Below are 12,964 nucleotides of genomic sequence, written 5' to 3'. Positions count from 1 at the left end.
AATATTTTACCCCTGGCTTTTATGCAACCTACTCTTCAGGTGGTTTTTAGGCATAAAATCACAGGTTTTCTTTGAAAACCATGGGGCTTGTAGCATTATTTACGTTGAAATCCCCTATTTTGGTTCTTCTGAGGGCCGATAAATAGGCTCCCGAACCAACAGCCTTTCCAAAGTCGTGTGCTAAGGAGCGGATATAGGTTCCCTTGCTGCAGACCACCCGAAAATCAACTTCAGGCAATGCAATTCGGGTGATTTCAAACTCCAATATCTCGATTTTTCTAGATTTTATTTCCACTTCTTTGCCTTCGCGAGCTAATTCGTACAGCCGTTTACCATCTTTTTTTAAGGCTGAAAACACAGGGGGTACCTGATTTATTTCCCCTAAAAATTGATGGGTGGCTTCCTTTATTGTCTCTTCTGAAAGATGTTCTGTGGGATAGGTTTGGTCCACTTCGGTTTCCATATCATAAGATGGTGTGGTGCCTCCCAGCGTAAAGGTTCCTGTATATTCTTTGACTTGCCCCTGAAGTTCTGGAATTTTTTTCGTGAATTTTCCCGTACAGATGACCAAAAGTCCGGTTGCCAACGGGTCCAAGGTACCTGCATGACCGATTTTTATCTTTTTAAGGTCAAATTTTTTGCGGATGGCCCATTTGAGTGCATTCACCGCCTGAAAGGAACTCCATTCCAACGGTTTGTCAATCAACAGGATTTGACCATTCAAAAAATCTTCTTTGGTTTTCAACAGCTTCGGGGTTTGCAACAAAAATAGGGATCTATCCCCAAATACTCCAAGCGAGGGCGATCAATCCCACAACAAGGCAGTAAATGGCAAAATAGGTCAACTTGCTTTGGCGTACCAATTTAATCATCCAAGTACAGGCAGCAAGTCCGGCGATAAAGGCAGCTACGAATCCAGCCCCCATTGCAACGGCTTGGTCTCCGTGAAAGTTGATTTCACCTCCCATGACATCTTTGGCCATTTTACCCAAGATTAAAGGAACAACCATCAAGAAAGAGAATCGGGCGGATTTACCTTTATCCACTCCCAAAAGAACAGCGGCGGAAATGGTGGCCCCACTTCGGGAAATCCCTGGTAGGATGGCAACGGCTTGGGCCATTCCAATGACGAATGCACTTCGGAACGAAACTCCTTTATCTGTAGTTTTGGCCAAATCGGCCAGATAGAGCAAAAACGCAGTGATAATGAGCATAATTCCCACAATCACAATGGCTCCATCAAAAAATACCTCAATAAAATCATTCAAAAAGATGCCTACAAGCGCAGCGGGAATCATGGAAAGAATGATTTTCAAGGAAAATTGGGTTTCTTCGTTCCATTTAAATTGAAAAAGCCCCTTGAATATTTCCAGAATATCTTTTCGGAAAACTACAATGGTGCTCAAGGCTGTGGCAAAGTGAAGGATTACAGTAAATAACAGACTTTCCTCTGGGACGGCATGCGCGCCTAAAATGGCTTTTCCCAACTCCAAATGTCCACTGGATGAAACAGGTAAAAACTCGGTCAATCCTTGGATAATCCCAAGAATGATAGCATCAATAAGCTCCAAATTATTCTTTCTTTTTGTTAGGATTCAACAAAATGGCATATACCTGGATGCCAAGACCAATCAACACCAAAGTGGGTGCCAAACGGATTCTTCTAAAGCTGTAGATATCTGGATTGAACACGTTGGGGTCATCGCTCCCACCACCACTCATTAAAATAAAGCCCAGGGCAATAAAAATGATGCCGATAAAAAGGAACAGATAGTTTTTCTTCTGAAAAATGAACTCCTTGGTGGGTTTCTGGTCGTTCTTGTTTTTCTTGCTCATGCCGCAAAGTTAGTAATAAAGATCATCTGTTCTCAAATTCAAAAAGCGTTGCGTAGCAAAATGGGTGCTGGCCCATGAAATTAGAACCCCAAGCCCAAAAACGCCCACAAACAAAAAGATGAGCACCATATAATCTTGGAGTAGATTCAGTTCAGGGAAATTTTTGTTGATATAATAAACAAGGATACCCAATGAAATTAAGGCAACGGCGGCTCCCACCATACCCAATTTTATGTTCTGCCAAATGAAGGGTCGGCGTATGAAGGTCTTTGTGGCTCCCACCATCTGCATGGTCTTGATGATAAATCGTTTTGAATAAATGGACAATCGAATGGAACTGTTGATGAGCAGCACAGCAATTACCGTAAAAATGGCACTGGCGACTAAAATCCAAAGACTGATTTTTCGGGCATTGTCATTAAGCAGTGAGATCAGAGGCTTATCGTAGCTCACTTCATCAACATACGTCTTGGCGGCCAAATCCTCTGCAATTTCTGCAATCTGCTCCGGGGAGACAAAATCGGCTTTTAAATGCACATCGATGGAGTTCTTCAGCGGGTTGTATCCCAAAAATTCCACAAAATTCTCTCCAATGTCCTCGCTGTACTGCTCCGCGGCATCTTCTTTTGAAATATAATCGGCCGACTTGGTATATTCTGCCAACGTCAAGCTTTTCTGCAATTGGTCAATCTCCACAGGTTTGGCATTGTCCTTCAAAAAGACCGAAATGGTAATCTGCTCTTTAAAGTGGTCGGCCAATTTTTTGGTGTTCAGCACCAAAAGACCAAGCGTTCCCAGCAGGAACAGTACCAGAGCGATACTCAAAACCACGGAAAAATAGGAGGAAATCAGTTTTCTTCGCTGATATCTTTCAATATATTGGCTCATAGAGTCGAATCAATACGTAAAAATAGAAAAGTAAATTGTATTTAGGGGATTAAACCTATTTTTGCAACTCGAAAATGAAAGTGAATAGCATGAATTACGATTTCCGTCAGATTGAAGACAAATGGCAGAAGTATTGGGCTAAAAACAAAACGTTTAAAGCATCCAATGACTCTGATAAACCCAAATTTTATGCATTGTCCATGTTTCCCTATCCCTCTGGGGCCGGATTGCATGTGGGGCATCCACTGGGGTATATCGCCACGGATATCTATTCACGCTACAAAAGACACAAAGGGTTCAATGTGTTGCATCCTATGGGCTACGATTCTTTCGGATTGCCTGCGGAGCAATATGCGATTCAAACAGGACAACACCCTGCAATAACCACCGAAAATAACATCAAAAGATACCGGGAGCAGTTGGATGAACTTGGTTTTTCGTTCGATTGGGACCGTGAAGTGCGTACTTCCAACCCTGGGTACTACAAATGGACGCAGTGGATTTTTATTCAATTGTTCAACTCGTGGTATAACAAAGTTTCCGATAAGGCAGAGGATATTTCAACTTTAGTTGCCCTGTTCGAAAAAGAAGGAAATAAAAAAGTTGAAGCTGCTTGTGATGATGACACCCCGGCTTTTACTGCTGAGGAATGGTCCAGTTTTTCGGAAAAGGAAAAACAAGAGATCCTCTTAAAGTATAGATTGACGTATTTGGCGGATACTGAAGTCAACTGGTGCCCAGCTTTGGGTACCGTTTTGGCCAATGATGAGATTGTGAACGGCGTTTCCGAACGTGGAGGCCATCCTGTAATACGCAAAAAAATGACGCAATGGAGCATGCGAATTACGGCTTATGCCCAACGTTTGTTGGATGGTTTGGATAAAATTGATTGGCCACAGCCGCTCAAGGATTCTCAGACCAATTGGATTGGCCGCTCGGTAGGAGCTTCGGTTACTTTTGACGTATTGGACGCTGAGCGAAGTCGAAGCGACAAAGAGGGGATTTCGACTCCGCTCAATCACCCCTATAAAATTGAAGTTTTCACTACGCGTCCTGATACCATTTTTGGAGTGAGTTTTATGACCTTGGCCCCGGAACATGATTTGGTGGCCAAAATCACCACGCCAGAGCAAAAAGCTGAGGTGGAAGCTTATGTAGAAGCTACCGCCAAACGTTCCGAGCGGGACCGGATGGCCGATGTAAAGACGGTTTCGGGGGTGTTCACGGGAGCGTATGCAGAGCATCCATTTACCAAAGAGCCCATTCCTATTTGGATTGGAGATTATGTTTTGGCCAGTTACGGAACCGGAGCCGTTATGGCCGTTCCCTGTGGTGACCAACGCGATTACGATTTTGCAAAACACTATAACATACCCATCCCCAACATTTTTGAGGGTGTTGATATTTCCGAAGAGGCATTTGCCGACAAGGAAACCACTGTAATTGCCAATTCCGATTTTCTAAACGGGCTTTCCTATAAAGAGGCCATGAAGAAAATCATTTCGGAGTTGGAAAAGATCGGATATGGGGTAGGAAAAGTGAATTATCGCCTTCGTGATGCGGTGTTTAGTCGTCAACGGTACTGGGGGGAACCCTTCCCTGTATATTATGTGGACGGCATGCCGCAGATGATTGATTTGGAACATTTGCCGTTGGAACTCCCTGAAGTGGAAAAATACCTCCCCACCGAAACCGGCGAGCCGCCTTTGGGCAATGCCACTACGTGGGCTTGGGACATTGAACAATGTACAGTGGTCAATAATCAATTTATTGATCATAAAACCGTTTTTCCATTGGAGTTGAACACCATGCCGGGTTGGGCGGGAAGTTCCCAATACTTTAATAGGTATATGGACCCGCGCAATGATGAGGCTATTTTCTCTGAGGAGGCGATTGACTATTGGCAAGATGTGGATTTATATATAGGGGGAAGCGAACACGCTACGGGCCACTTGTTGTATTCCCGTTTTTGGCAGAAGTTTATGTTTGACAGAGGCTATGTGCCTAAGGACGAGTATGCCCAAAAGTTGATTAACCAAGGGATGATTACGGGGACGAGTGCTTTTATATATAAAGATTTGGACTCTAATAAGGTATATTCAAAAGGGCTGAAGGAGGGTAAAAATGTAATCCCTATTCATGCGGATGTCTCTTTGGTAAATGCTTCCGATGAATTGGATGTGGAAGCATTCAAAGAATGGCAGCCCGAATATAAAGATGCAGAGTTCATCTTAGAAGATGGAAAGTACATTGTAGGTCGCGAAATCGAAAAAATGTCCAAATCCAAATACAATGTAGTCAACCCCGATGCCATTTGCGAGGAGTATGGGGCAGATTCCCTTCGGTTGTATGAAATGTTTTTGGGACCCTTGGAGCAATCCAAACCTTGGAACACGGCAGGGATTACTGGCGTACATTCTTTTCTCAAAAAACTCTGGAAACTTTATTCCCCATATATGGACGGGTCGCTGAGCGGAGTCGAAGCGGAACCTAATGCGGAAAACCTAAAAACGCTACACAAGACCATCAAAAAAGTGGAGGAGGATATTGAGAACTTCTCGTTCAACACATCGGTATCTACTTTTATGATCTGTGTGAATGAATTGACTGCCCAAAAATGTACCAGCAAAGCCATTTTGGAACCGCTGGCCATTTTGGTATCGCCCTATGCGCCCCATATCGCTGAAGAACTTTGGGAACGATTAGGTCATACTGAGTCCATTGCAGAGGCTCCATTTCCCAAGTTCGATGGAAAATACTTGGTGGAAAGCAGCAAGGAATACCCTATTTCCTTCAACGGAAAAATGCGCTTTAAACTGGAACTGCCTTTGGATATGGGCAAGGATGAAATTGAAGCGGCTGTAATGGCCCATGAAAAAACACAGGAACAATTGCAAGGCCGCACGCCTAAAAAGGTAATTGTGGTGCCTGGTAAGATTGTAAATATCGTAGGATAGTTTTACATCAATTTTGATTCTACGTCATTCCGAACTAGTTTCGGAATCCCATTAGTTTGATGACTGGATTTATGGGAACCTGAAACAAGTTCAGGTTGACGAAAATGTAGTTTTACAAAACAATCAGTACGATTTTATGAAAACACTTCTAAAATGTATGCCAATCGGCATGCATTTTTGTTTTTACATATAGTACCCCTAAAAAATTAAGGGTATATGACATAAAAATTATAAAAAAACAATAGTACCCCTATAAAAAAAGGGGTATAAATGTTAGAAAATGTGTTTTTTAGCCATCTACCCCTACTTTTTATCGATTTTGTTTCCCAATTTGTTTTTTTTGTAACACCTTTGGTAGTGTAATCATAAAATAGATCAAAATGATTGTAGGGGTACCAAAAGAAATCAAGAACAATGAAGGCCGGGTTGGTATGACGCCAGCTGGGGTTTTTGAACTGGTAAAGAACAACCATACTGTCTATGTGCAATCGGGTGCAGGTGAGGGCAGCGGTTTTTTCAATCATGATTATCAACGGGCTGGGGCCACCATTTTGGATACAATCGGTCAGGTGTATGCCATGAGCGATATGATCGTCAAGGTAAAAGAGCCTGTTGCCCAGGAATACAGTCTTATCCAAAAGGGGCAGATTGTGTTTACGTACTTTCATTTTGCTTCTAGTGAGGCATTGACCCAAGCGATGATTCGAAGCAAATCCATCTGTATAGCCTATGAAACAGTGGAGGATGCCGATGGAAGTTTGCCACTCCTCACTCCAATGTCTGAAGTTGCAGGTCGTATGGCCATTCAACAAGGAGCCAAATATTTGGAGAAGCCCGTAAAAGGAAAAGGGGTGCTGTTGGGAGGTGTGCCCGGGGTGTCACCAGGACGGGTTTTGGTCTTAGGAGCGGGAACCGTTGGGATTCAGGCTGCAAAAATGGCAGCAGGCTTGGGTGCCCAAGTAACCGTTTTGGATGTGAACATGAAAAGACTTCGGTATGTAAACGATATTATGCCGAGTCATGTGGTTACCGAATTCTCAAACGAATTCAATATCAGAAAATATATCAAAACCCACGATCTAATTATTGGAGGTGTCCTGTTAAAAGGAGCCAAGGCACCAAACCTGATCACGAGGGATATGCTCAAGGAAATGCATCCCGGAACCGTGATTGTGGATGTTGCTGTAGATCAAGGGGGTTGCGTTGAAACCACCAAACCAACAACCCATGAGAACCCCATTTATATTATAGATGACGTGGTTCATTATTGTGTAGCCAATATGCCAGGGGCAGTGCCTTATACTTCTACAGTTGCCTTGACGAATGTAACACTGCCCTATGTGCTAAAATTGGCAAATATGGGATGGCGTAGCGCATGCAATTTGGATAAATCATTGGCCAAAGGATTGAACATTGTGGAGGGTGAAGTAGTTTACAAGGAAATTATGGAGGCCTTTAATTGGGAGCCAGCGTTGGTATAACATACATTTTGTCAGTAAAACGACCCCGCCAACATTTGGCGGGGTTTTTGCTTTATTGTGGTATATTTAAATTACCAAAACAGGAAAAGCTATGATGACATATTATATATTAATTGGTGGAATTGCACTGGTCAGTTGGTTGGTGAGCAGTCAATTGAAGAGCAAGTTCAAGAAATATTCCAAGGTACACCTTCGGAATGGAATGAGCGGGGCCGAAATCGCCCAAAAAATGTTGGATGATCATGGAATCAGGGATGTAAAAGTAATCTCGACCCCTGGAATGTTGACGGACCACTACAATCCTAAAAACAAAACCGTGAATTTGAGTGAAGGTGTGTACAGTCAGCGTAATGCTGCAGCTGCAGCAGTAGCCGCCCACGAATGTGGGCATGCCGTGCAGCATGCACAAGCGTATGAGTGGTTGACCATGCGTTCCAAATTGGTGCCTGTGGTGAGTGTCACTTCGGGAATGTCCACATGGATTGTCTTTGGAGGCATTATGTTGATGGCCGCCACTGGAGTAGCCGGAGGCATCGGCTTCTACATCGCCGTAGCCGGATTGATCATGATGGGATTGGCAACCGTATTCAGTTTTATCACACTTCCTGTGGAATATGATGCGAGTAGACGTGCGTTGGTGTGGCTAAAACAAAAAAATATGGTTAGCCAAGAGGAATATGCTGGTTCTGAGGATGCCCTTAAATGGGCTGCTAGAACCTATTTGGTAGCTGCCTTGGGTGCCTTGGCATCATTAATTTACTGGGCTTTCCAAGTTTTCGGCGGTAGAGACTAATGATGTTATGAGATACAAAAAAAGGGGCCATTGGCCCCTTTTCTATTTTGTACTGTTTGGAATTTATTCAATCCATTTTTCAACTTGGTTGTCAATCATTTGAAGTCCAACACCTTCAGTTCCGGTAACCGCGATCATATCCAAAATGTCGCGGATGGTGTTTTCCTCTTCAACCTGTTCCAGAACAAACCAATCCAAGAATCGCTCTGTGGCCAAATCGCCCAATTCACGTGCTTTCTTTACAATATTGTGAATGGACTTGGTCACTTTTACTTCGTGTTCCAAGGTATTTTCAAACACATCCACTATCGAGGCATAATCGTGATTGATATTTGTGACCTCCGGTGAAACGGGATTACCTCCGGTATCCACCAAAAATTCAAAAATCTTCATCATGTGTCCGCGTTCTTCTTCAGACTGCTTGTAGAAAAATTTGGCACTGGTAAAAAACCCATTCTGTTCGCACCAAGACGCCATGGCCAAATAGGTGGCAGAGGCATGGGCTTCCATCTTAATCTGTCCGTTGAGCAAATCCATGGATTCCACTTTAATGCTCATACTTTGTCTTGCTATATCTTTCATGTCAAATTGGGTTTATCGTCAATAATACTATCAAAAATACGGAATTTAACTGCCTTTTGGAAGTAACTTCTTTGTTTTAAGGCAGTTTAAGATTGAATAAAAATAAGAATCGAAAATTGGGAGCTAAACGGCAGCCGCTTCTGTTTCAACTGAAAGGCCTAAAGCCACAAAACTTTGCTCCACAAATTGTTTCAAATCCAAAATTTCGTAGGTGTTCAGCACAAAAAGATGTTCTTTGTTGCAAAGCAATAACACCTCGAATCCGTGCTTGTTCAAATCACCGTCAAAATGGCTCTCAATGGGGATTGACATCACTTTGTACCGAAGCGCAAGCAATTGGCACAGCGACATACGAACCATTTTTTGGCCAAAATCCACGTAGAAGCAACGCTCCTTAACGGACTGGTAAAGGGTGTAATATGATGTGGCAACTATTACATTCATGGGTACAAATGTAAAGTTTATTTAGATTGAATACAAATATCAGATCTGAATTTGGCGATCAATTTGTTGGTTCAGGGAAATGAAAGTTTCGGTACGGGAAACTCCTTCAATTTGTTGTATTTTTTTGTTCAGTACCTGCATAAGGTGTTCGTTGTCCCTGCACAGCACTTTGATAAGGATTGACCAGTTTCCAGTAGTGTAATGGCACTCCAAAACTTCTGGAATCTTTTCCAGCTCCTTAACGGCCCTTGGGTTGGCCATGGCCTTGTCCAAGAAAATACCAATGTAAGCCATTGTGGTATAGCCTAATACGCGCGGATTGATGATAAACTTGGAACCCGCGAGTAAACCAGAACTTTCCAATTTGCGAAGCCGTTGATGGATGGCTGCTCCGGAAATTCCAATATTTCGGGCAATCTCCAAAATGGGTTTACGGGCATCTTCCATCAAATACCTTAGAATTTTCTTGTCTATACCATCAATTTTTACCGAATTGTTATGGTTTTTCACAGGAACAGTTTTAGATTGAAGCTAAATATATAGAAAATCTTCATACATCAGCTTGCAACCGAGTCTGGATTGTAGCCTAAATAGGGGACTTCGAACTCTTTAAAGGTTATTCCATACGTTTTTAACTCTGAAAGTATGGGAGCATACACCTCCTTTTTTATGGGGATTTGTACTCCGGGAGTAGTTATTTTTCCGTTTAAAATTTGAAGCGTGGCCATGGCTACAGGGAGTCCTACGGTTTTGGACATGGCCGTATAAGTGCGGTTTTCACCAAGCACCACCATGTGCGCATCCAATTGCTTCTTTTGCCCATTCAATTCGTAGCCAAACTTATGGTACATGACAATCATGTCTTTTTCATCCTTCTGCAAGGTCCAGCTATCCTCAAGAATGTGTTGTAGGATTTGCGCCGGAGAGGCATTTTTTAGAGGTATTTTTTTGGAATGGTCAAAAAGGTTCAATTCCAACAGCTTTCCCCAGCGAATATCATCTTGGTCAATTTTTAGGTAGTGTCGTAACTTCAGCTCCACAGAATCGGTTGGGGAGTACGGTAGAAATAGGTTCACGAATTCCCGGTAAGACATGCCTTCGGAATTTTCAATGGTATAGCTATCATCGGTCATGCCGAGGATAACGAACATCTGCCAGGCTTTTGAGAATCCTACTCTTCGCATGGTGCCGCGATAAAGCGTAAGCACATCCTGAAGTCCATAGGCTTCCTGATAGTTTAGGGAATCCCGATTAGCATAAGCCTCAAAGGTTCCATGGCCCTCAACCGCCAAAAACTCGGTCCGCCGAAACAATTTCTGGTACGGGATATATTTGTAGGTGCCCTCTTGGATAAACTTGGCAACGCCACCTTGCCCAGCGAGTACGACATTCCTAGGGTTCCAAGTGAACTTGTAGTTCCACAGATTGGAATCGCTTTCCGGGGCTACCAATCCACCAGTGAACGACTCAAAAAGTAACATTTTTCCACCATGGTCGCGAATTCGGTCAATGACTTCCATTGCACTCATGTGGTCGATACCGGGATCCAGACCGATTTCATTCATAAAAACCAATCCGTTTTTTTTGACTTCATCATCCAGCGCTTTCATTTCCTTGCTTACATACGAAGCAGTGACCAAATGCTTTTTGTATTGGACACAGTCCTCAGCAATTTTGATATGCAATCGCGCTGGAAGCATGGATATGACAATGGAAGCCGATTCAATGGCCTTTTTGCGTTCCTCCTCATTGAAAATATCCAGACGGACTACACTGCAATTGGGGTGAGATGAAAATTCCTCTGGGATGTGCTCCGGTTGAAGATCGCCAATCATCAGATGAAGGTTTTCCTGATCGGATTTTTTCAAAATATAATCGAGAAGATATGAGGTTGACTTACCAGCCCCAACGACTAAGATAGTGCGGACCATAGGTTTTGTGTAATTTTGAATGAAACGGATACTAAGGTATCAAATTGTTATATCTCTAAAAAAACAAGCATTAAAAGTTATGAACAGAACAATAGTGTTGACGGGAATTATATTTGGTCTCTTGGCCATAATCCTGGGTGCTTTTGGGGCCCACGGTTTAGAAAAGTTGGTGGATGCTGATGCTATAGACACTTTTGAAACAGGAGTTCGATATCAAATGTACCACGGTTTGTTTTTACTTTTCCTAGGTATTTGGGACGGGTTGGAAAAATCAATGAAAAAAAGAATCTATGTAATGATTCTTGCAGGGGTTATTCTGTTTTCTTTTTCCATCTATCTGTTGGCATTGAACAGTTTAACCGCATTTGACTTTAAAGCCATTGGATTTTTAACACCAATAGGAGGGGTTTTCTTAATTTTGGGATGGATTATTTTGGGTCAAAATGTCATCAATTCAAAGAAAGCCACTATTTTTTAACTTGTTGAATAAAGGATTGTTACGGGGTATTTTAGTCCTAAGAAGAACCTGCCAAGGTGGAACCTCAGTTTATAAAATGCCTGTAATCTTAAAGTAGCCTTAATTTATAACTTCACTCAACCTGAAACGAGCGCTAAAAATTCAGCATCTTGGTGAAAAGCACTAAAATCGGAGTCTTTTAGAAAGCTTTCTTTCTCACGACCTAACTCTATTGCTAAACCAATGGATTTGAGCAATTCCTCTTTATTTCCGCGTAAGGCATAAAAGCAGGATAGATTAAATGCGCCACTGGCTGACATTGTTCCTGGTTTCATTTTTTCGAAGACCTCTTCTGCAAGTTTTGCATCTTTGTGATGGCAAAGAACAACAATTGCATTACTAAAAAGCTCCTGCTTAATTTGTAAACTGTGCTCAATTGGAAGGCGTGAGATGTATGCTTTTACAATTCGGGCTGCCCATGGGATATCTCCTTTTTTTAGTGCATTGATCAGCTTGTTATATATAAGTCTGCTTAGAAGCTCCTCAATTCCGTCGAAAACAACATCAATTTTTTCTACTGCTTCAATAAATTTTTGATCATTATCCAGATAGTCATTATAAACGCTATTAATGTTGATTTTATCTTCTTTATCTAGATGATGCTGTATAAAGCGCAGTAATTCTTGAAGGGAAACTTTTGTGTTTTTACATCTAATAAGTGACATTTCTTTAGAATCATACAACGGGGATAAATCTTCAATTTCTGTATTCTCAAAGTAAAGAGCATACAATCTTTTAAGCTGGCTTAATGGTTCAAGGTCTGTAACCGGAGTTTTATCAAGGTATAAAACATCCAACTTTTTTAAATGGGTCAGCGGCTTTAAATCTTGCACTAAAGTTTCAGAAATATTCAGATGCTCTAGCTTCTCCAAGGGCTCGATAAATTTCAAATCTTCGCTTGTTATAGACAGCCCTTCCAGGCCGAGAAATTTCAACTTGGTTAACGATGACAGTATACTTATGTCAGAAATTTTGCTGTTTTCTAATCTAAAGTCTATTAGTTTTGGCATAAACTTAAGAGGAGCTAGGCTATCGACCTCTTCTCCATCAAAGCACCATATTCTTTTCAACTCAGGTATTTTTTTAAGTTGTTCCTCGGTGATGTCCTTGTCTGGTTTGATTTTCAGTTCTTTTTTTATGCATGATTTCCAAGTTTCATTTAATTCGTTCCACCATGTCATGGAAATTTGACCTGTATCCATTCTGTTTTTATTAAGTTCAACTTTATCGATTAGTCAACATGACCCCTTAAATAGATCATCTCAATAGCCATGGAATTCTTATCCTTAAAGTAATCCTCCGCAATTCTATTGGTTTGATAAATAAGGCATATTAATTAGCACTTGATATATTGAATTAACAATGATCCTATTTGGATTGACGGATTTATGCTTTGAGTTGATGAAACAAAGAGGTATTGCACTATTCAATTTATATTGACTTTGAATGGTTTAACCTCGTTGATTTTAAAATCATTGGTTTTTTAACGCCAATAGGATGGGTTTTCTTAATTCTACTATGGATTCTTTTAGGAT

13 protein-coding genes are annotated in these 12,964 nt (G+C 41.7%); 4 read left to right on the top strand and 9 right to left on the bottom strand.

Going from position 1 to position 12,964, the window contains the following annotated elements; genetic code table 11:
• Positions 1 to 58 precede the first annotated feature (58 nt).
• Genes truB through ACFSJE_RS08700 form a run of 4 tightly spaced genes read right to left on the bottom strand, consistent with a single transcriptional unit; the run spans position 59 to position 2,724 of the window.
• Positions 59 to 745, bottom strand: a complete 687-nt coding sequence (gene truB, locus ACFSJE_RS08715; RefSeq protein WP_379830604.1) for a tRNA pseudouridine(55) synthase TruB — start codon at positions 743 to 745, stop codon at positions 59 to 61.
• Positions 746 to 776: 31 nt separating this feature from the next.
• Positions 777 to 1,571 carry an undecaprenyl-diphosphate phosphatase gene (locus ACFSJE_RS08710; RefSeq protein ID WP_379830603.1) on the bottom strand — a complete coding sequence of 265 codons (795 nt, stop codon included), beginning with the start codon at positions 1,569 to 1,571 and terminating at the stop codon, positions 777 to 779.
• Between the two features lies 1 nt (position 1,572).
• A complete protein-coding gene (locus tag ACFSJE_RS08705) occupies positions 1,573 to 1,836 on the bottom strand; it encodes a DUF3098 domain-containing protein (protein WP_379830602.1) in 264 nt (87 codons plus the stop codon).
• Positions 1,837 to 1,845: 9 nt separating this feature from the next.
• Positions 1,846 to 2,724, bottom strand: a complete 879-nt coding sequence (locus tag ACFSJE_RS08700) for a cell division protein FtsX (RefSeq protein WP_379830601.1) — start codon at positions 2,722 to 2,724, stop codon at positions 1,846 to 1,848.
• An 89-nt stretch (positions 2,725 to 2,813) separates the two neighbouring features.
• On the opposite strand from ACFSJE_RS08700, the gene leuS reads away from it, so the two are divergent.
• The 3 genes from leuS (at position 2,814) to ACFSJE_RS08685 (ending at position 7,955) form a co-directional block, all read left to right on the top strand.
• The gene (gene leuS, locus ACFSJE_RS08695; RefSeq protein WP_379830600.1) at positions 2,814 to 5,681 is read left to right on the top strand and encodes a leucine--tRNA ligase; all 2,868 of its coding nucleotides are present in this window, start codon (positions 2,814 to 2,816) and stop codon (positions 5,679 to 5,681) included.
• 380 nt (positions 5,682 to 6,061) lie between these two features.
• Positions 6,062 to 7,162 carry an alanine dehydrogenase gene (gene ald / locus ACFSJE_RS08690; protein WP_379830599.1) on the top strand — a complete coding sequence of 367 codons (1,101 nt, stop codon included), beginning with the start codon at positions 6,062 to 6,064 and terminating at the stop codon, positions 7,160 to 7,162.
• A gap of 91 nt (positions 7,163 to 7,253) precedes the next feature.
• The gene (locus ACFSJE_RS08685) at positions 7,254 to 7,955 is read left to right on the top strand and encodes a zinc metallopeptidase (RefSeq protein WP_379830598.1); all 702 of its coding nucleotides are present in this window, start codon (positions 7,254 to 7,256) and stop codon (positions 7,953 to 7,955) included.
• Positions 7,956 to 8,018: 63 nt separating this feature from the next.
• Here ACFSJE_RS08685 and ACFSJE_RS08680 read toward each other — a convergent pair whose 3' ends face one another.
• From ACFSJE_RS08680 to ACFSJE_RS08665, 4 genes are all read right to left on the bottom strand, one after another.
• Positions 8,019 to 8,537: a ferritin gene (locus ACFSJE_RS08680; protein ID WP_379830597.1), complete on the bottom strand. Its 519-nt coding sequence runs from the start codon at positions 8,535 to 8,537 to the stop codon at positions 8,019 to 8,021.
• A 123-nt stretch (positions 8,538 to 8,660) separates the two neighbouring features.
• A complete protein-coding gene (locus tag ACFSJE_RS08675) occupies positions 8,661 to 8,981 on the bottom strand; it encodes a hypothetical protein (RefSeq protein WP_379830596.1) in 321 nt (106 codons plus the stop codon).
• 39 nt (positions 8,982 to 9,020) lie between these two features.
• The gene (locus tag ACFSJE_RS08670) at positions 9,021 to 9,491 is read right to left on the bottom strand and encodes an Lrp/AsnC ligand binding domain-containing protein (protein ID WP_379830595.1); all 471 of its coding nucleotides are present in this window, start codon (positions 9,489 to 9,491) and stop codon (positions 9,021 to 9,023) included.
• Positions 9,492 to 9,538: 47 nt separating this feature from the next.
• Complete coding sequence (locus ACFSJE_RS08665) at positions 9,539 to 10,912, bottom strand: saccharopine dehydrogenase family protein (protein WP_379830594.1); 1,374 nt, start codon at positions 10,910 to 10,912, stop codon at positions 9,539 to 9,541.
• 79 nt (positions 10,913 to 10,991) lie between these two features.
• Between ACFSJE_RS08665 and ACFSJE_RS08660 the strand changes: the two genes are divergently transcribed.
• Positions 10,992 to 11,390, top strand: a complete 399-nt coding sequence (locus tag ACFSJE_RS08660) for a DUF423 domain-containing protein (RefSeq protein ID WP_379830593.1) — start codon at positions 10,992 to 10,994, stop codon at positions 11,388 to 11,390.
• Positions 11,391 to 11,506: 116 nt separating this feature from the next.
• Here ACFSJE_RS08660 and ACFSJE_RS08655 read toward each other — a convergent pair whose 3' ends face one another.
• Positions 11,507 to 12,631, bottom strand: a complete 1,125-nt coding sequence (locus ACFSJE_RS08655) for a leucine-rich repeat domain-containing protein (RefSeq protein ID WP_379830592.1) — start codon at positions 12,629 to 12,631, stop codon at positions 11,507 to 11,509.
• Positions 12,632 to 12,964 lie beyond the last annotated feature (333 nt).

It is taken from the genome of Flagellimonas iocasae, assembly GCF_042682725.1.
GTDB lineage: Bacteria > Bacteroidota > Bacteroidia > Flavobacteriales > Flavobacteriaceae > Flagellimonas > Flagellimonas iocasae.
The sequence above is the reverse complement of the archived record's forward strand: the minus strand, read 5'-3'. Positions and strand labels throughout refer to the sequence as shown.